This window comes from Streptomyces sp. NPDC037083 (assembly GCF_055606485.1).
The window spans coordinates 1-19,533 of the sequence record NZ_JBVJSQ010000005.1 but is presented as its reverse complement, the minus strand read 5'-3'; the positions used below and the strand labels follow the sequence as shown (position 1 = coordinate 19,533).

The window sequence follows — 19,533 nt, the reverse complement described above, 5'->3', positions numbered from 1 at the left end:
CGTGCGCGCGGCCCGCCTCCGTCCCTACGCGCCGAACGGCCCTCCACGCCTACGCGCCGAACGGCCCTCCGCCTACGCGCTGACGGCGTCGGCGTCCGCCTGTCCGGGTGTCTCCACGGCCGTGCACGCCATCGGGGTGCTGCCGGTCGCACCGAGGTGTGCGTCGGGGTGCATCGGCATGTCCGTCAGTCCCGGGAAGTAGATGTGCAGGCTCACCGCCGGCTCCAGCGCGTCGTTGACGACGTCGTGCACGTACCCCGGCGCGAACACCCTCTGCGCCCCGGAACCGAGCACCCGCCGGCCGCGTTCGGTGCGCTCGGTCAGCTCCCCCTCGAGCACGGTGAGCACACCGCAGGAGCGGCCGTGGTCGTGCGGCCCGCTGCCCTGGCCGGGCACCCAGGACAGCAGCCACACCTCGTAGCCGGGGCCGGTGCGCAGCCGGTGGTACCAGCGGGACGTCGCGTCGTACCGCACCAGGTGCTCCCACTGGGCGCGGTCGGCGGCGACGGAGCGGGCCAGGCCGACGAACTCGGCGACGGTGGCCGGGTGCTCGCGCGGTGCCTGCAGGAGGTGGGGGACTTCGAGGATGTCTCCGGCGATCTGGAGGTCGCTGTCGCTGTTCATGGGTGCGGTGGTTCCTCGGCGGGAGAGGCGGAAGGAGTGGGGGACCGGCTGGGTGTCGCGGACCGTCCGCCCGGATCACGGGCGAAACAGGGGCGCCCTGGTGTGGGCCGGAGGGAAACAGCAGCCGAGTCGCGGTGGACTCAACGGGTACAGCCGGAGCGCGTTGGGCTCAACAGCTGGAACGACGACAACAGCTACAGCGAGCGCGGGCAGCACCGTGGGACCCGGCGGAGCCGGTCGAGGTGAGTGCCAAGTTCGCGAGCATGCCCACTAGGACACCGGTTCACACCCGGACTGTCAACTCGACACCCGGTATGTGGGACGCGCTTCACCTCATCCGGTTCATCTCGGAGGTGAAAGGTTTGTGCAGGGGGTGACCGGGACACATGGCGCACAAGCCGGGCGCGCGAGCCCGTGGCGATCCCGTGATCCGACTGTGATCCGGTTCGCTTCCGCACGCGCGCCGCAACGGGAGCGGACCTCCGGGCGTCCTCCCTCGTGCAAGCGCTGTGCGGGGCCGTGGCCCTCCGGGGCTCCATCTGCGTGTCGAGGTTTATGGCGATTTGAACACTAAACGCATGGCCTTGGTTCCGCAGAGTGAATAAGGGGCCCAATAGCAGATCTCGGCTTGACTCGCCCGGAGCAGCACACTTGTAATTTCACTCGTGTCGTTCAGCCGAAATCGGTAACGGCCACGTCACGGGGACGCGAAAGACAGAGCGAGGGGCGCACATGACCGAGCTGGTGCAGCAACTGCTGGTCGACGTCGACGACGCGGACGAGGAACTCGGCTGGCAGGAGCGCGCGCTGTGCGCCCAGACCGATCCCGAGTCCTTCTTCCCCGAGAAGGGCGGCTCCACCCGCGAGGCCAAGAAGGTCTGCCTCGCCTGCGAGGTCCGCTCCGAATGTCTTGAGTACGCCCTCGCCAACGACGAGAGATTCGGCATCTGGGGCGGCCTGTCGGAGCGGGAACGCCGCAGGCTGAAGAAGGCGGCGGTCTGAGGACCGTCCGGGCCCGGCGGGCGCGACGGCGGGCGTCAGGACGGCACGACACCTCGATAGCACCGCGCGGCGCCTCGACAGCGCGGCACGACATTTCGACAGCACGGCACAAGGGTCCGAACGGCCCGTCGCAGGTGGGTTGTCCCCAGGCGGCGGGCCGTCGTCCTGCCCAGCCGATAGTGTGGGCGCTCGTCCGAGACACCCCGCCGCCCCCATGCGGCGCAGGCGTCCACCGCAGTCCAGCGAACCGGGGCCCGTACCTCGATGTCCGTGCACAGCCACACGGCAGCCCACCAAGGCAGCGCTGCCACACCTGAGTTCCCGCGTCATGTCGTGACCGCGGTGATCGTCTCCCACGACGGCGCCCGCTGGCTGCCCGACGCGCTCGCCGGGCTGCGCGGCCAGGAGCGCCCCGTCCAGTCCGTCATGGCCGCCGACACCGGCAGCTCGGACGACTCCGCGCGGCTGCTCACCGACGCCCTCGGCGACGACCGTGTCCTGCACCTCGCCCGCCGCACCGGCTTCGGCCAGGCCGTCGAGGAGGCCAACCGCACGGCCCCCGTCCTGACCCCCGAGGAACTGCCGTACCTCAAGCGCCCCAGCGGCTGGGACCCCGTCACGCGCACGTGGCGCGACGACGCCTACGACCTGCCGGAGCTCCCGCACGGAGAGCCCGTCCAGTGGCTGTGGCTGCTGCACGACGACTGCGCCCCCGAGCCGGCCGCGCTGGCCGAACTGCTGCGCGTGGTGGACAACGAGCTCGAGCTGGGCCGTGACGACGTGGCCGTCGTCGGCCCCAAGCTCCGCGGCTGGTACGACCGCCGCCAGCTCCTCGAGGTCGGTGTCACCATCGCCCACTCCGGCCGCCGCTGGACCGGTCTGGACCGCCGCGAACAGGACCAGGGCCAGCACGACCACGTCCGGTCCGTGCTGTCCGTGTCCACCGCCGGCATGCTGATCCGCCGCGACGTCTTCGAGCGGCTCGGCGGCTTCGACCGCCGGCTCCCCCTGATGCGGGACGACGTCGACCTGTGCTGGCGTGCGCACGCCGCCGGCCACCGCGTCCTCATCGCCCCCGAGTCCGTCGTACGGCACGCCGAGGCCGCCTCCCGCGAACGCCGCACCGTCGACTGCGCGGGCCGCACCACCGCCTCCCCGCACAAGGTCGACAAGGCCGGCGCCGTCTACACCCTCCTCGTCAACAGCCGTACGGCGCTGCTGCCGTGGATCCTGGTGCGCCTGGTGCTCGGCACACTGCTGCGGACCGTCGCCTACCTCGTCGGCAAGGTCCCCGGACAGGCCCTCGACGAAATCCGCGGCCTGCTGAGCACCCTGCTGCGCCCCGAGCGGATCATCGCCGGGCGACGCAGGCGCGGAAAGCCGGCGGTCGACAAGGACGAACTGCGCCCCCTGTTCCCGCCGCCCGGCGCGACCGTACGGGCCACCGTCGAGCAGGCGGCCGGTGACTTCTTCGGCTCCTCCGACCCCGACGCCGTCTCCGGAGCGGGCCGACACGGCGGCGCCGTCGAGTCCGGACCCGGCGGCGACGACGCCGACTTCCTGGACATCGAGCAGTTCGCCCGCCTCAAGCGCATCGCCCGCAAACCGGGCCCGGTGCTCTTCCTGATCCTCCTGCTCGTCTCCCTCGTCGCCTGCCGCAACCTCGTCGGCGGCGGCGCCCTCGCGGGGGGCGCCCTGCTGCCCGCCCCGGCCGACGCCTCCGAGCTGTGGTCGCGCTACGCCGACGCCTGGCATCCGGTCGGCGTGGGCGGCGCCCCCGCCGCCCCGCCCTACCTCGCGGTCATCGCGACCCTGGCCACCCTGCTGCTCGGCTCCACCGGCCTCGCCCTCACCCTGCTGCTCGTCTGCTCGGTCCCGCTGGCCGGTCTCACCGCCTACTTCGCCTCCCGGCCGCTGGTCGAGTCGCGCCTCCTGCGCGCGTGGGCGGCCGTCGTCTACGCCTTCCTGCCCGCCGCGACCGGCGCCCTCGCGGGCGGCCGCGTCGGCACCGCCGTCCTGGCCGTCCTGCTGCCGCTCATCGCCCGCGCGGGCGTGGCCGCGAGCGGTCTGACGCAGCGCTCCGGCGGCCGCGGCAGCTGGCGCGCCACCTGGGCGTACACCCTGCTGCTGACGATCACCACCGCGTTCACGCCGATCGTCTGGCCCATCGCCCTCGTCCTCGGCCTCGCGGTCCTGGCCGTGCGCCGCCGCGACATCACCGCCTACGGCCTGCGCTTCCTGGCCCAGCTGGGCACCCCCCTGCTGATCCTCGCGCCCTGGTCGCTGTCCCTGCTGCCGTTCGGCTTCTTCACCCAGGCCGGCCTCGACTACGGCCCGTCGGCCGCCACCGCGCTGGACCTGCTCGGCGCCAGCCCCGGCGGCCCCGGCACCGTCGACGGCCTGATGCTCATCGGCATCGTGCTGGCCGCGCTGGCCGGCCTGCTGCGCTCCGAACGCCACTTCGGCGTCTGGGCGGCCTGGGCCGTCGCCCTGGTGGGCCTCGTCTTCGCGGTCCTGTCCAACAACTCCACCTGGGCCGGCCCCGCCACCCTCGTCTACGGCATCGCGCTCCTCGCCGCCGCCGTCATCGGCGCCGACGGGGCACGCACGCGTGTCGCCGAACAGAGCTTCGGCTGGCGCCAGCCGGTCGCCGCGCTCATCGCCTTCGCCTCGGCAGCGGGCCCGCTGCTCGTCGCCGCCGGCTGGATGATCGGCGGCGCCGACGGCCCGCTGGAGCGCCGCGACCCCGTCCAGGTGCCCGCGTTCGTCGCCGAGGAGGCCGGCGACCGGGACCAGGCCCGCACCCTCGTCCTCGACAGCGACTCCACCGCCCACGTCGGCTACATGCTGGTCCGCGGATCCGGCGCCCGCCTCGGCGACGCCGAACTCAGCGCCGCCAACGGCGAGAACGCGCAACTCGACAAGGTCGTCGCCAACCTCGTCGCCGGCTCCGGCGCCGACCAGGCGGACCAGCTCGGCAAGTTCGCCGTGGGCTACGTCCTCGTCCACAAGGGCGCGCCCCGCGAGACCACCCGCGTCCTGGACGCCACGCCCGGCCTGAAGCGGCTCAGCCAGCAGGACGGCAGCGCCCTGTGGCGGGTCGACCAGGAAGTGTCCCGCGCGGCCGTCGTCGCCGGCTCCGGCAAGGGCACGGCGACCCCCGTCGCCGCGGGCCCCGTCGACATCCACACCACCGTCCCCGGCGGCTCCGGCGAACGCGTCCTGCGCCTGGCCGACGCCGCCGACGACGGCTGGACGGCGACCCTCGACGGCAAGCCCCTCACCCCCACCACCGTCGACGGCTGGGCCCAGGGCTTCGAACTCCCCGCCTCCGGCGGAAAGCTGGACGTCACCTACGACGACCCGTTCACCCACACCGCCTGGCTGTGGGCGCAGGGCCTGCTCGCCGTCGTCCTCGTCGTGCTGGCCCTGCCAGGCCGCCGCCGCGACGTCGACGACGACCTCCCCGAGGAGGAGCCGGTGCCCGCCCAGGCCGCCGACGGGGAGGGCCGCCGCGCGCGCCGTCTGCGCGCCCAGGCCGAAGCCGAGGCGGACGCCGAGACCCAGGAGAGCGGCCAGGACGAGGAGTTCCCCGCCCCCGCGCAGGAGCAGCCCCCCGCCGCGGTCCCGCAGCAGCAGTCCTACGGCGACTGGGACCGGCCGACCTACGCCGGCGCCGAGTACGGCGGCTACCCGAACGAGCAGTACCAGGGAGCCCAGCAGCACCAGCAGGGCGGCTACGACCAGCAGTCCTACGACCCCTACCAGGCCGGCCAGTACGACCCGTACGCCTACGACGGCCAGGCGCAGCAGGGGGCGTACGACCAGACCTACCAGCAGCAGGGCTACGACCCGTCGGCCTACGGCCAGGGCGGATACGACCCCGCCTACGACCCGGACGGGCGCCCCCACGGCACCGGCAACGAGCGTCCCGACGGGAGCCAGCAGTGAACCGCACGACCCTGTCCCTGATCGCCGGCACGACGGCGCTCGCCGCCGTCACCGGCTTCGCGACGCTCAGCGGTCCGGACGCCTCGGGCCCGGAGACCGCCAAGGCGGCCGCCGAACTGCCCGTGGAGCGCACGAGCCTGCTGTGCCCCTCGCCCAGCGCCTCCGACCTCGCCGAGACGGCGTACACGTCCTTCACGCCCGTCACCAAGGGCACCCACGGCGACGGCAGGGCCGAACTCGCCCCCGCCACCGAGGAGTCGGCGGACACGGCGGGAGGCAAGGCGAGCGGCAAGACGGGGGACAAGACAGGCGGCAAGGCGGGTGACAAGGCGAGCGGGAAGAAGGCGGTCACGAAGCCCGTCCTCAGCCCCAAGGCGCCCGGCACGCCGGCCGTCGGCGCCACCACGGGCGGCGACGCGCCCGCGCTCCTGGGCACCGCCGAGGGCAGGTTCGCGCCCGGCTGGACCGTCCAGCAGACCACCGAGGTCGCCGCCGGCGGCGGCCGCGGACTGCAGGGCCTCACCTGCACCGCCCCCGACACGGAGTTCTGGTTCCCGGGCGCCAGCACGGCCCCCGACCGCACGGACTACGTCCACCTCACCAACCCCGACGACTCCGCCGCCGTGGTCGACATCGAGCTCTACGGCAAGGACGGCGCCCTCGCGACCACGGTGGGGGAGGACATCACGGTCCCCGGCCGCACCAGCGAGCCGATCCTGCTGTCCACGCTCACCGGCGAGAAGCAGGAGGACCTCACCGTCCACGTCAACGTCCGCAGCGGCCGCCTGGGCGCCGCCGTGCAGGCCCTGGACGACAAGCTCGGCGGCGACTGGCTGCCCGCGGCCACCGACCCGGCGGCCACCCAGGTCATCCCGGGCATCCCCAAGGACGCCACGGCCGTCCGACTCGTCGCCTACGCCCCGGGCGACGCGGACGCCGACCTCAAGGTGCAACTCGCCTCCCCCTCGGGTCTGATCAGCCCCGCCGGGCACGAGACGATCCACGTCAAGGCGGGCATGACGACCTCGGTCGACCTGGGTGACGTCACCCGCGGGGAGGCCGGCTCCCTGCTGCTGACCCCGACGGACCAGTCGGCGCCCGTCGTCGCCGCCGTACGGGTCCTGCGCGGCAAGGGCGCCGACCAGGAGTCGGCGTTCATCCCCGCCACCGCGCCCGTCGGCACGCGCGCGTCCGCCGTCGGCAACAGCGCCAAGGGCACCACCCTCTCCCTGACCGCGCCCAAGGGTGCCGCGAAGGTCAAGGTCACCGCGTCCCCGGGCAGCGGCGGCGGCACGGCCGTCTCCCGGACATACACGGTCAAGGCCGGCACCACCCAGGACGTCGAACTCCCCGTCCCCACCGGCCTGAAGGGCAGCTACGCCCTGACCGTGGAACCCCTCACGGCCACTCCCGTCTACGCCTCGCGCACCCTGACGTCCACTCAGGAGGGCGTCCCGGGCTTCACGATCCAGACCCTGCCGGACGACCGGGGGACGGTGGCGGTGCCGCAGGCCGACGAGGACGTCGCGGTGCTGCAGAAGTAACCCGAAAGGGCCGTCGAGGTCCCCCGAAAGAGGGGCGTGAGGGAGGCGGGGCTCAGTCCTCGCCGTAGCGCGGGTCCACCGTCTCCGGGGTCAGCCCCAGCACCTCCGCGACCTGCTCCACGACCACCTCGTGCACCAATGCGGCCCGCTCGTCGCGCCCCTTGGTGCGGATCTCGACGGGCCGCCGGTACACGACGACCCGGGCCCGCCGTCCCTCGCGCGCGGGGATCGTCCCGCCCAGGGGGACCGCCTCGTCGTTCCACGGCTCGGAGGCCGCGTCCAGCCGCGGCACCTCGAGCACCATGAAGTCGATGTCGGCGAGCTGCGGCCACCGCCGCTCCAGCCGTTCCACGGAGTCCTGCACGAGATCCGCGAACACGTCGGCTCGGCTGGCGGCCAACGGCACCTGCGGCGGCGCGATCGGCCCCCGCATGCCCCGGCCGTGGCGATCACGACGACGGGGGCCTGGGCCTGCGGCGGGGGGCGGTACGGGGCTGTCCATCACTACTGAAGCGTAATCCCCGTCCCGCCCCGCCGCCCGGCCCCCACACGCCTTCCCGGCCACCGACGGCCCTCGCTCACCGCGTGTCGCAGGATGACCATTCCAGCCAAGGTTGGGCTCGATTCCGTATCTCTACGAGACCGGCGAACTCATGGCAATTGATGCCGTTTGTGCCGAGTGATGACCGTGGCTCGATGGCTTCTTCCGCTGAAGGTCTGGTGTTCGCGCAGGTCAGCGGGGTATGACTGGAGTGGCCCGAGGGGCGTTTCACAACACGACACGGTGGAGTGACCTGGTGGAGAGTCGTCGCGGCCCGCTCAAGAGTGCGGTACCGTCCAACGTCGTGAGCCCTGTACGTCGCTGTTCGCGCACCGCCTGCGGCCGACCCGCCGTCGCGACGCTGACGTACGTCTACGCCGACTCGACCGCGGTCCTCGGCCCGCTCGCCACCTACGCCGAGCCCCACTGCTACGACCTGTGCGCCGAGCACTCCGAGCGCCTCACCGCCCCGCGCGGCTGGGAAGTCGTCCGGCTCCTCGACGGTTCGGCGCCCGCCCGCCCGAGCGGGGATGACCTGGAAGCGCTTGCCAACGCCGTCCGCGAGGCGGCCCGCCCGCAGGAACGTGCGGCCGGGGCCGGCGGCGGCGGACGTGGGGCGGATCCGATGGAGGTCGCGCGCCGCGGCCACCTGCGCGTTCTGCGCTCACCGGACAACTGAGCCGGTTCCCGCCCCCGGCTCTCCCGTCCGGCGTTCACTCGTCGGCTCACTCGCAGCCGCACGCGATGTTCCGTCCGTCACGGCGATCGGGAAATCCCTTTCCGGTCACGTGCCCGCTCGGACACGCGAGTTCCGCACCCGGCCCGCGAACCGTCCGCGGCCGCCGACCGGTTCGCCGCCTCACCGCACCTGCGCCCGCCGCCCTCCCCCCACTCCGCAACTCACCGTCGTCAGCGTCGCCTTGACGAGCGCCCCCGGACCCGGCCGCCGTCCCGCACGCGCGCGTGCCCGACGCGAGGGTCCCGGCGCCCCTGCCGCCCGACCCGATGGCGCGCCGACCTCTGCGGTTCCGCTCGGCGGCCCCACAGCGAACCGGGAACCGACCCGGGTAGTTTGTGGTGACCTACAGAACTTCAGGAAGGTTGGCCGTGGCTGCTGATCTGTCACAGATCGTGAAGGCGTACGACGTACGCGGGGTGGTCCCGGACCAGTGGGACGAGTCACTGGCCGCACTCTTCGGGGCGGCCTTCGCCCGGGTCACCGGCGCCGAGGCGATCGTCGTCGGCCACGACATGCGCCCCTCCTCGCCGGGCCTCAGCGGCGCCTTCGCACGCGGCGCGGCGGCACTCGGCGTCCACGTCACCCAGATCGGCCTGTGCTCGACGGACCAGCTGTACTACGCCTCCGGCGCGCTGGACCTGCCCGGAGCGATGTTCACCGCCTCGCACAACCCGGCCCGGTACAACGGCATCAAGCTGTGCCGCGCGGGAGCGGCCCCGGTAGGCCAGGACACCGGCCTGACGGAGATCCGCGAACTGGTCGAGCGATGGACACGGACGGGCGCACCCGACGCCGCCCCCGAGCCGGGAACGATCTCGCGGACCGACACGTTGAACGACTACGCGGCGCACCTGCGCGCACTCGTCGACCTGACCTCCATCCGCCCCCTGAAGGTCGTGGTCGACGCGGGCAACGGCATGGGCGGGCACACCGTCCCCACGGTCTTCGAGGGCCTCCCCCTGACCGTCGTCCCCCTGTACTTCGAACTGGACGGCACCTTCCCCAACCACGAGGCCAACCCGCTGGACCCGGCGAACCTCGTGGACCTCCAGAAGCGGGTCCGCGAAGAGGGCGCCGACCTCGGCCTCGCCTTCGACGGCGACGCCGACCGCTGCTTCGTCGTCGACGAGCGCGGCGAGCCGGTGTCCCCGTCCGCGATCACCGCCCTGGTGGCCGTCCGCGAACTCGCGCGCAACGGCGGCAACGGCACGGTCATCCACAACCTGATCACCTCCTGGAGCGTCCCGGAGGTCGTGCGGGAGAACGGCGGCACCGCCGTCCGCACCCGCGTCGGCCACTCCTTCATCAAGGCGGAGATGGCCCGCTCCGGCGCGATCTTCGGAGGCGAGCACTCCGCGCACTACTACTTCAAGGACTTCTGGAACGCCGACACCGGCATGCTCGCCGCCCTCCACGTCCTGGCGGCCCTGGGCGGTCAGCAGGGCCCCCTGTCGGGCCTCGTCGCGGAGTACGACCGCTACACCGGCTCCGGTGAGATCAACTCCACGGTCGCCGACCAGGCCGACCGCATCGCCGCGATCAAGGCGGCCTACGGCGACCGCGAGGACGTCACCCTGGACGAACTCGACGGCCTCACCGTCTCGTCCGCCGACTGGTGGTTCAACGTCCGCCCCTCCAACACCGAACCCCTCCTGCGTCTCAACGCGGAAGCCCGAGACGAACCGACGATGATCAAGATCCGCGACGAGGCGCTAGCGATCATCCGAGCCTGAACGCCCCGAGCAGCCCCGCAGGGCAAGCCCCGAGGAGCGTGAAGGCGCAGGCGCGCCGGGGTGTGCGGCGGGGGCGCGGCCCGCGACGCCCCACCCCGACGCGACCCCGACGCGCCGACCGCCGGCCCCCGCCCCGCCCGACCCCACGGCGTCCCTCCCAACCCCCCGCGCCCCACCCCCACCAGCGGTACCCTGACCAGGCACAACCGCACACCCCACGACAACCCGCTCCGCACACCCCGGACGCACACCGGCCCACCCCGAAGGGACACCCCATGCCGCTCGAAGCCGGCCTCCTGGAGATCCTCGCCTGCCCCGCCTGCCACGCCCCCCTCAAGGAGCAGGACGCCGAGCTGATCTGCACGGGTCAGGACTGCGGCCTGGCGTACCCCGTCCGCGACGGCATCCCCGTCCTCCTCGTCGACGAGGCCCGCCACCCCGCGTAGCCGCGCAGCCGCCCCCGGCATCGGCCCCGGGCCCCCGGCCCCACCCGCCCGATGCCAGCACCACCGTCAGGCACCACCCCACCCGGGCGACCACGCACCGCAGGGAGCAGCAGGAACGGCCCCCCCCAGGCCCCCGCCCCACCCCGCAGCCTCCCCGCACGCGCCCCACCCCCGGCCCCGCACACCGACGACGCCCCCGGGGCGATCGGAGACTGCCGCCATGCTCGACGACTCGCTGCTCGACACGCCGGAAGCCCTCGCCGAGGCCGACCACCGAGCACTCCTGCGCGGCGCGGCCGAAGCCGGCGCCCGCGTCCGCACCGCCGCCCGGCACGCCGCCGAGGCCGGCGTCCACGACCTCAAACCGGACGGCCGCCCCCGCGCGATCCTCATCGCGGGCCCCGGCGCCGCCGCCGTCTGCGTCGCCGACCTCCTCGGCACCCTCGCCGGCGCCGCCTGCCCCGTCATCCGCCTGGCGCCCACCGGCGTCGCCCCCGCCGCGGGCGCCCTGCGCTGGGAACTCCCCGGCTGGGCCGGCTCCGTCGACCTCCTCCTCATCGCCACCCCCGACGGCAGCGAACCCGGCCTCTCCCTCCTCGCCGAGCAGGCCTACCGCCGCGGCTGCTCCGTCGCCGCCGTCGCCCCCGCCCGCTCCCCGCTCACCGAAGCGGCCGACGCTGCCCACGGCCTGTTCGTCCCCCTGGCGACCGCCCCCTACGAACAGGACGAGCAGCCCCCCGTCGCCGCCTCCGCCCCCGGCGTCCTGTGGGCCCTGCTGACCCCCTTCCTCGCCCTCCTGGACCGCGTCGCCCTGCTCTCCGCCCCGCCCGAGGCGATCGAGAAGGTCGCCGACCGGCTCGACCAGGTCGCCGAACGCTGCGGCCCCGCCGTCGCCACCTACAGCAACCCGGCGAAGACCCTGGCCGGCGAACTCGCCGACGCCCTCCCCGTGATCTGGACCGAAGGCACCTCCGCCGGCCCCGCCGGCCGCCGTTTCGCCGCCGCCCTCGCCGAACTCGCAGGCCGCCCCGCCCTCGTCGCCGAACTCCCCGAGGCCCTCGCCGAACACAGCGCCCTCCTCGCCGGCCCCCTGGCCGCCGGCGCCGACCCGGACGACTTCTTCCGCGACCGCGTCGAGGAAGCCCCCGCCCTGCACGCGCGCGTGGTGCTGCTGCGCGACCGTCCCATCGGCGGCCTCACCGCCGCCCCGGCCGCCCGCGAGCTGGCCCTCGGCCACGACACGCCGATCAGCGAACTCGAGCCCGAAGAGGGCGACGAACTCGTCACCCTCGCCGAACTGATCGCCACCACGGACTTCGCCGCCGTCTACCTGGCGCTCGCCTCAGGGACCTGATCCGACCACCGACCGCCCGCCGACCGAGGCCGAGCGCCCGACGACCGACACCAGGGCAGGCAGAGAGAACCGCATGGACCGCCTCGACAACACCGTCCGCCCCTACGCCTGGGGTTCCCCCACCGCGATCCCGCACCTGCTCGGCACCCCGCCCACCGGCGAGCCGCAGGCCGAGATGTGGATGGGCGCCCACCCCGGAGCCCCCTCACGCACCGGCCGCGGCACCCTCGTCGAGGTGATCGACGCCGACCCGCGACGCGAACTCGGCGAACGCACCGTCGCCAGGTTCGGACCCCGCCTGCCCTTCCTCCTCAAACTCCTCGCCGCCGGCGCCCCCCTCTCCCTCCAGGTCCACCCCGACCTGGCACAGGCCGAACAGGGTTACGAGGACGAAGAGCGCCGCGGCGTCCCCGCCGACGCCCCGCACCGCAACTACAAGGACGCCAACCACAAGCCCGAACTCATCTGCGCCCTCACCGAGTTCGACGGCCTCTGCGGCTTCCGCGCCCCGGCCCACGCCGCCGACCTCCTCGACGGCCTCGGCGTCGACTCGCTCAAGCCGTACGTCGACCTCCTGCACGCCCGCCCGGAGGACGCCGCCCTGCGCGAGGTCCTCACCGCGATCCTCACCGCCGACCGCGAGGAGACCGCCCACACCGTCGCCGAGGCCGCGGCCGCCTGCGACCGCCTCGGCGGCGACTACGCCCCCTACGCCGGCATCGCCCACCACTACCCCGGCGACCCCGGCGTCATCGCCGCCATGCTGCTGAACCACATCCGACTCCAGCCCGGCGAAGCGCTGTTCCTCGGCGCCGGCATCCCCCACGCCTACCTCAGCGGCCTCGGCGTCGAGATCATGGCCAACTCCGACAACGTCCTGCGCTGCGGCCTGACCCCCAAACACGTCGACGTCCCCGAACTCCTGCGCGTCGTCCGCTTCGAACCCGGCGACCCCGCAGTCCTGCGCCCCGAGGCCTCACCCGACGGCGAAGAGGTCTACGAGACCCCCATCGACGAGTTCCGCCTGTCCCGCTACGTCCTCCCGGAGGGCGGCGCCGCCCACGACCTCACCAGCGACACCCCGCAGATCCTGCTCTGCACGGCGGGCACGGTCCGCGCGGGCGAACACGAACTCACCCCCGGCCAATCGGTGTTCGTCCCCGCCTCCGACAAGGCCGAGGCGTCCGGCGCCGGCACGCTCTTCCGGGCCACGGTGATTGTCTGACCACGCTTGTGGATACCTGAAACGCCGTCGCCGGAACGGGCTGCAAGAATGACCCACCGGCAAAGTACGGGCAAAGCCCTGCACGGCGAACCGGTCGTACGAAGGCGAAGGGACAACGCGAACACATGAGCGCGTCAGGCGGCACCAGGGCGATCGTGGCGGCACTCGGCGCCAATCTCGCGATCGCGGCATCTAAGTTCGTGGCGTTCGCGTTCAGCGGCTCGTCGTCCATGCTCGCCGAGGGCGTGCACTCCCTCGCCGACTCCGGAAACCAGGCCCTGCTCCTCATCGGCGGCAAGAAGGCCCAGCGCGACGCGACCCCGCAACACCCCTTCGGCTACGGCCGTGAGCGCTACATCTACGCCTTCCTCGTCTCCATCGTCCTGTTCTCGGTCGGCGGCATGTTCGCCATCTACGAGGGCTACGAGAAGATCAAGCACCCGCACGAGCTGGAGCACTGGTACTGGCCGGTCGGCGTCCTCGTCTTCGCGATCATCGCCGAGGGCTACTCCTTCCGCACCGCCATCAAGGAGTCCAACGAACTGCGCGGCAAGCTCTCCTGGTCGCAGTTCATCCGCCGCGCCAAGGCCCCCGAGCTGCCCGTCGTCCTCCTCGAGGACTTCGGCGCGCTGATCGGTCTCGTCCTCGCCCTCGGCGGCGTCGGCCTGGCCATCCTCACCGGCGACGGCATCTGGGACGGCATCGGCACCGTCTGCATCGGCATCCTCCTCGTCCTCATCGCCCTCGTCCTCGCCTCCGAGACCAAGTCCCTGCTCCTCGGCGAGGCCGCCGGCGTGGAAGAGGTCAAGAAGATCGAGACGGCCATCGTCGACGGCGACACCGTCACCGGCGTCATCCACATGCGCACCCTCCACCTCGGCCCCGAGGAACTCCTCGTCGCCGCCAAGATCGCCGTCGAGCACGACGACACGGCCGCCCAGGTCGCCACCGCCATCAACGCCGCCGAGGCCCGCATCCGCGCCGCCGTCCCGATCGCCCGCGTGATCTACCTCGAGCCCGACATCTACAGCGAGGCCGAGGCCGCCAAGGGCCCGGACCGCGAGGCCACCCCGGGCGGCCCCTCCCAGCACCCGGCCGAGCACTGAGGCCACTGAGGCCCACACCCCCCGGCCCACCCGACAGGACCCGCCGCACACCGACGACGGGTCCTGCCGCCGTTCCGTGCCCTCCACGATCGGCGCGATCCGATCGGACGCGGACTGGGGCCGCCCGCGCCCGCGGTGTAGCTTGGAACGGAGCCAGACGTCGCTGCTGATGGCGGTCGGGCGGTCCCGGTGTGGGCCGACCGAGGGAGAGAGGGCCTCCGACGGACTGCGCTGCGCGCACGCGGGCATGCCTGTGTCCTCCTTGGGGCACCCCTGTGTCCGCCGCCGCGCAGACCAGCCGTATCCACTCTCTCGAACCAACCCCCGAGGAGCAGCTCACCATGACGACTGTCGACAACCGACAGGACTTCAAGGTCGCCGACCTCTCCCTGGCCGATTTCGGCCGCAAGGAGATCACTCTCGCCGAGCACGAGATGCCGGGCCTGATGGCGATCCGCAGGGAGTACGCCGAAGCGCAGCCGCTGGCCGGCGCGCGGGTCACCGGCTCCCTGCACATGACGGTGCAGACGGCCGTGCTGATCGAGACGCTGGTCGCGCTGGGCGCCCGTGTCCGCTGGGCGTCCTGCAACATCTTCTCCACCCAGGACCACGCGGCCGCCGCCATCGCCGTCGGCCCGAACGGCACCGTCGACAACCCCCAGGGCGTCCCCGTCTTCGCTTGGAAGGGCGAGACGCTGGAGGAGTACTGGTGGTGCACCGAGCAGGCGCTGACCTGGCCGGACAGCCCCACCGGCGGCCCGAACATGATCCTGGACGACGGCGGTGACGCCACCCTCCTCGTCCACAAGGGCGTCGAGTACGAGAAGGACGGCAAGGTCCCCTCGGTCGACACCGCCGAGAACGACGAGCACCGCGTCATCCTCGAACTCCTCAACCGCACCATCACCGACGGCTCGCAGAAGTGGACCCAGCTCGCCTCGGAGATCCGCGGCGTGACCGAGGAGACCACGACCGGCGTGCACCGTCTGTACGAGATGCAGCGCGACGGCGTCCTGCTGTTCCCGGCGATCAACGTCAACGACGCCGTCACCAAGTCGAAGTTCGACAACAAGTACGGCTGCCGCCACTCCCTGATCGACGGCATCAACCGGGCCACCGACGTCCTGATCGGCGGCAAGACCGCCGTCGTGTGCGGCTACGGCGACGTGGGCAAGGGCTGCGCGGAGTCGCTGCGCGGCCAGGGCGCCCGCGTGATCGTCACCGAGATCGACCCGATCTGCGCACTGCAGGCGGCGATGGACGGCTACCAGGTCACGACCCTCGACGAGGTCGTCGACAAGGCGGACATCTTCATCACCACGACCGGCAACAAGGACATCATCATGGCCTCGGACATGGCCAGGATGAAGCACCAGGCCATCGTCGGGAACATCGGTCACTTCGACAACGAGATCGACATGCTCGGCCTCGCGAAGATCCCCGGCATCGTCAAGGACGAGGTCAAGCCGCAGGTCCACACCTGGAAGTTCCCCGACGGCAAGGTCATCATCGTGCTGTCCGAGGGCCGCCTGCTGAACCTGGGCAACGCCACCGGCCACCCCTCGTTCGTGATGTCGAACTCGTTCGCCGACCAGACCCTGGCCCAGATCGAGCTCTTCACCAAGCCCGACGAGTACCCGACCGGCGTCTACACGCTGCCCAAGCACCTCGACGAGAAGGTCGCCCGCCTCCACCTCGACGCGCTCGGCGTCAAGCTGACCACGCTGCGCCCCGAGCAGGCCGCCTACATCGGCGTCGAGGTCGACGGCCCCTACAAGTCGGACCACTACCGCTACTGAGTCCGCAGCCCACCCGCTGAGGAGCACGTCCGTCCACTGACGCGCCGCCCCTCAGCAGCAGGCAGGTCCTCCGAGGCAGGCCCCCGCACCCCCGTGCCGGGGGCCTGCCCCTTCGGCCCACGGCCGGAACCGGCCGCCATCCCACCCGCCGAGACGACGGAACGGACGGGACCGGACCGGATCAGATCGGACCAGCCGGCCCGTCACACCCCAGGACCCCGATGCCCCGCGGCCGCTATTCGCTCCACGATCCGCACGATCACACCCCCTTCGCCCACGAGCACTTCCAGTGCGCCCCCGGGCCCGCCGGCTGGCGATACGTCTCCCAGCTGACCACCCCCACCGGCGATCACACCGGTTCCGTCGACCTCACCCTCGACGATCTCGGCCGCCCCCTCCGCCTCGAACTCCACGCGAGCAGCTGGCAGGTACGCGGCGCAGCCCTGGACGGCGTCACCTGGGTCCGCACCGACCCCACCGGCGCCGAGGCCACGGAAGGCAACGTCCCCGCCCATTCCTTCACCGGCACATCCCCCGCCTTCCTCATCGCGACCACCCGGCTCCTACGCCTGACCCCCTCCTCTTCGGCAACCCGCGTCCGCCTCGTCGCCTTCACGGATCCGGTCCTCGCCCCCCGCACCGTGGACCAGTCCTGGGCCTTGCGGAAAAGAGAAGCACACGCCACTGACAACGGCCCCCTGACCGTGGACGAATACCAGGTCACAGCCCTGGACACCGGCGAACAGCACACCGTCCACATCGCCGGAGACGTCGTCCTCGCGGCCCCCGGCATCGAGCTGGAGGACCTCGAGACACCCCCGTCGACGTTCGACCGACCCGCCCCCGGCCAGGCCTAAGCCGGCGGCACGAACCCCGTGGCAGCCCCCTCGGACCGATCACCGGCCTCTTGCCCACCAGCGGACCCGGACGAGGCCGTCGGCGCGGCCGGCGCAGGGGGCCCGGACGAAGCCGACGGTCCGGAGGCCGCGGCCGGTCCATGGGACGCCGGCTGTCCGGAGGGCGCCGGCTGTCCGTACGGCGACGGCGGTTCGTAGGCCGTCGTCGGCGCATACGGCGCCGGCGGTCGGTACGAGCCCTGCGGGCCGTAGGGTCCAGCCGCCAGGCCCCCAGTCCCGCTTCCTCCGTCACCCGCCGCCCGTCCGACCCCCGGGCCGCCGCCTGCGAAGACCCGCCGCGCCTCCCGGACCTGCCGCTCCTGCACCACCGCCGCCAGGAACGCGGCCGGCGGCACTCCCTGCGGAACCGGAGCCCCCGTACACGCCGCCAGATCACCGGCCAGCCGTTCCGCCATCGCCCAGCCGACCTGCGGATCCAGCTGATTCATCCGCCCCAGGTACTGCCGGACCGCCAACCACAGCCCGTCCGGCACCCCGGAAAGATCGAGCCCCTGAAACCGTCCCGCCAGCCAAGGCGGAGGCGGCGGCACGAAACCGGACCGCACCGCGGGAACCCGCTCGCGCACCACCAACGTCCCGGCGAAGACATCACCGAGCCGTCGCCCCCGGGCCGACACCAGCGAGGCGATACAGGCCACCACCCCGATCGTCAGCAGAATCTCGACCACACCTATCGCCCCCCGCACCAGCGCATGCCGGAACCGGATCGGCCCACCGTCGTCCCGCACCACCCGCAGCCCGCACGCCGACTTGCCCAGCGACCTTCCGTGACTGAGCGTCTCCACCGCGATCGGACCACCCACCAGCACCAGCAGGAACGTGGCGATCGACAGCGCGACCTGCGCCGCCTCGTCCAAGGACGCCGTCGCCGCCAACACGGCAATGCTCACCACGAGGTAGACCACGACCGCCACGAGCAGATCCAGCAGCGTGGCCAAAGCCCGGCTGGGCAGCCTGGCAGGCCGCAGCTCCAACGCCACCGCCTCACCCGTCACCAGCTCACTCACGCGTGTCGTCCCTTCCCTGGCCTGCCCCGAGAACGGCCAGTCTGCCAAGCTGAGGGCACATCGCGCCGCAGTAGGACAAGCTGACATCCACCACCGGCCGCTGACGAACAGCCGAGGAGCAGGCACACCGATGGACCTGGACGTCTTCGTCTCCGCCCACCGAGCCGAGTGGGACCGCCTCGACGCCCTGGTACGCCGCCAGCGCCACCTCAACGGCGCCGAGACAGACGAACTCGTCACCCTCTACCAGCGCACCGCCACCCATCTCTCCCTGATCCAGTCCAGCGCCCCCGACCCGCAGCTCACCGGCCGCCTCACCCAACTCGTGGCACGCGCGCGCAGTGCGGTGACAGGCACACGCCGCGCCTCCTGGCGCGACGTGACGAGGTTCCTGACGCAGGGCTTCCCGGCCGCGGTCTACAGGTCACGGCACTGGTGGGTACCGACCGCGTTGCTCTCCACGACCGTCGCCGCTCTCCTGGGGTGGTGGATCGGAACACACCCGGCAGTCCAGTCCTCGATAGCCGCTCCCGACGAACTGCGTGAGCTCACCCGGCCCGGCGGCCTCTACGAGACGTACTACTCGAGCCACCAGGCAGCGGCGTTCGCCGCCCAGGTGTGGACGAACAACGCGCAGGCCGCCGCGATGTGCCTGGTCCTGGGCGTCTTCCTGGGCCTGCCGGTCCTCTGGATCCTCTTCCAGAACATGCTCAATCTCGGCATTGGCGCCGGCCTGATGTCCTCGGCAGGCAGACTCGACACGTTCCTCGGGCTCGTCCTTCCCCACGGCCTGCTCGAGCTGACGGCCGTCTTCGTCGCCGCGGGCACCGGACTCCGCCTGGGCTGGACCGTCATCGACCCGGGCCCCCGCTCCCGCCGCACCGCCCTGGCCGAAGAGGGCCGAGCCGCTGTGGGCATGGCGATCGGCCTCGCCCTGGTGCTCTTCGTCTCCGGTGCCATCGAAGGCTTCGTCACCCCCTCGGGCCTGCCCACTTGGGCCCGCATCACCGTCGGCATCACCGCCGAACTGGCCTTCCTCGCCTACATCTACGTCCTCGGCGGCAGGGCCGCCCGGGCAGGGGACACAGGGGACGTCGAAGCGGCCGAACGCAGCGCCACGGTGCCCACCGCCGCCTGATGTGCGATCGGCCCCGATCAACTGCTAGTCTCCTCTTCGCCCCGCAAAAGCCGTTGACACGGAGCGCGTGGGGAGGTAGATTCGAACAGTTGCCTGGAACTGGACGCAGTCCGGTCGGCAGCGGTTAGGATCTAGTCGGCCTCTCGAATCACAGATTCCATCGAGGCCCCCCGATAAGTCGGAAAGTGAATGGCCGGTCAAACCGGCCGGAGACTTCTGATAAAGTCGGAACCGCCGGAAAGGGAACCGCAGAAAAAGCGGGAACCTGGAAAGCACCGAGGAAATCGGATCGGAAAAGGATCTGATAGAGTCGGAAACGCAAGACCGAAGGGAAGCGCCCGGAGGAAAGCCCGAAGAAGTTCGGGTGAGTACAAAGGAAGCGTCCGTTCCTTGAGAACTCAACAGCG

General features: G+C 72.4%; 15 protein-coding genes. 12 read left to right on the top strand and 3 right to left on the bottom strand.

Annotated features, from left to right (window positions below):
* Nucleotides 1-72 precede the first annotated feature (72 nt).
* Nucleotides 73-624, bottom strand: a complete 552-nt coding sequence (locus ACZ7DE_RS14860; RefSeq protein ID WP_470761143.1) for a cysteine dioxygenase — start codon at nt 622-624, stop codon at nt 73-75.
* Nucleotides 625-1,356: 732 nt separating this feature from the next.
* Here ACZ7DE_RS14860 and ACZ7DE_RS14855 point away from each other — a divergent pair.
* From ACZ7DE_RS14855 to ACZ7DE_RS14845, 3 genes are all read left to right on the top strand, one after another.
* Nucleotides 1,357-1,626 carry a WhiB family transcriptional regulator gene (locus ACZ7DE_RS14855; protein ID WP_020128551.1) on the top strand — a complete coding sequence of 90 codons (270 nt, stop codon included), beginning with the start codon at nt 1,357-1,359 and terminating at the stop codon, nt 1,624-1,626.
* Nucleotides 1,627-1,890: 264 nt separating this feature from the next.
* Nucleotides 1,891-5,577 (top strand): glycosyltransferase family 2 protein, encoded by a 3,687-nt coding sequence (locus tag ACZ7DE_RS14850; protein WP_470761140.1) that lies wholly within the window; start codon nt 1,891-1,893, stop codon nt 5,575-5,577.
* Nucleotides 5,574-7,121, top strand: coding sequence for a DUF5719 family protein (locus ACZ7DE_RS14845; RefSeq protein WP_470761138.1), 1,548 nt, complete (start codon nt 5,574-5,576; stop codon nt 7,119-7,121). The genes ACZ7DE_RS14850 and ACZ7DE_RS14845 overlap by 4 nt, the downstream gene beginning before the upstream one ends.
* A 52-nt stretch (nt 7,122-7,173) precedes the next feature.
* On the opposite strand, the gene ACZ7DE_RS14840 is transcribed toward ACZ7DE_RS14845, so the two are convergent.
* Nucleotides 7,174-7,623: a metallopeptidase family protein gene (locus ACZ7DE_RS14840; protein WP_470762005.1), complete on the bottom strand. Its 450-nt coding sequence runs from the start codon at nt 7,621-7,623 to the stop codon at nt 7,174-7,176.
* 295 nt (nt 7,624-7,918) lie between these two features.
* On the opposite strand from ACZ7DE_RS14840, the gene ACZ7DE_RS14835 reads away from it, so the two are divergent.
* From ACZ7DE_RS14835 to ACZ7DE_RS14800, 8 genes are all read left to right on the top strand, one after another.
* Nucleotides 7,919-8,341, top strand: a complete 423-nt coding sequence (locus ACZ7DE_RS14835; protein ID WP_187826098.1) for a DUF3499 domain-containing protein — start codon at nt 7,919-7,921, stop codon at nt 8,339-8,341.
* 428 nt (nt 8,342-8,769) lie between these two features.
* Nucleotides 8,770-10,134 (top strand): phosphomannomutase/phosphoglucomutase, encoded by a 1,365-nt coding sequence (locus ACZ7DE_RS14830; protein WP_470761136.1) that lies wholly within the window; start codon nt 8,770-8,772, stop codon nt 10,132-10,134.
* Nucleotides 10,135-10,409: 275 nt separating this feature from the next.
* Nucleotides 10,410-10,580 (top strand): Trm112 family protein, encoded by a 171-nt coding sequence (locus ACZ7DE_RS14825; RefSeq protein WP_356247155.1) that lies wholly within the window; start codon nt 10,410-10,412, stop codon nt 10,578-10,580.
* 220 nt (nt 10,581-10,800) lie between these two features.
* A complete protein-coding gene (locus tag ACZ7DE_RS14820) occupies nt 10,801-11,934 on the top strand; it encodes an SIS domain-containing protein (RefSeq protein WP_470761134.1) in 1,134 nt (377 codons plus the stop codon).
* Between the two features lie 73 nt (nt 11,935-12,007).
* On the top strand, nt 12,008-13,159 hold the full coding sequence (gene manA / locus ACZ7DE_RS14815) for a mannose-6-phosphate isomerase, class I (protein WP_470761132.1): 1,152 nt from the start codon (nt 12,008-12,010) through the stop codon (nt 13,157-13,159).
* Nucleotides 13,160-13,284: 125 nt separating this feature from the next.
* Nucleotides 13,285-14,265, top strand: a complete 981-nt coding sequence (locus ACZ7DE_RS14810; protein WP_470761130.1) for a cation diffusion facilitator family transporter — start codon at nt 13,285-13,287, stop codon at nt 14,263-14,265.
* A gap of 341 nt (nt 14,266-14,606) precedes the next feature.
* Complete coding sequence (gene ahcY, locus ACZ7DE_RS14805; protein WP_470761128.1) at nt 14,607-16,064, top strand: adenosylhomocysteinase; 1,458 nt, start codon at nt 14,607-14,609, stop codon at nt 16,062-16,064.
* A 221-nt stretch (nt 16,065-16,285) separates the two neighbouring features.
* The gene (locus ACZ7DE_RS14800; RefSeq protein ID WP_470761126.1) at nt 16,286-16,921 is read left to right on the top strand and encodes a hypothetical protein; all 636 of its coding nucleotides are present in this window, start codon (nt 16,286-16,288) and stop codon (nt 16,919-16,921) included.
* Here the strand turns inward: ACZ7DE_RS14800 and ACZ7DE_RS14795 are convergent.
* Nucleotides 16,918-17,988 (bottom strand): RDD family protein, encoded by a 1,071-nt coding sequence (locus ACZ7DE_RS14795; RefSeq protein ID WP_470761124.1) that lies wholly within the window; start codon nt 17,986-17,988, stop codon nt 16,918-16,920. The genes ACZ7DE_RS14800 and ACZ7DE_RS14795 overlap by 4 nt on opposite strands.
* 130 nt (nt 17,989-18,118) lie before the next feature.
* Between ACZ7DE_RS14795 and ACZ7DE_RS14790 the strand changes: the two genes are divergently transcribed.
* The gene (locus ACZ7DE_RS14790; RefSeq protein WP_470761122.1) at nt 18,119-19,126 is read left to right on the top strand and encodes a stage II sporulation protein M; all 1,008 of its coding nucleotides are present in this window, start codon (nt 18,119-18,121) and stop codon (nt 19,124-19,126) included.
* Nucleotides 19,127-19,533 lie beyond the last annotated feature (407 nt).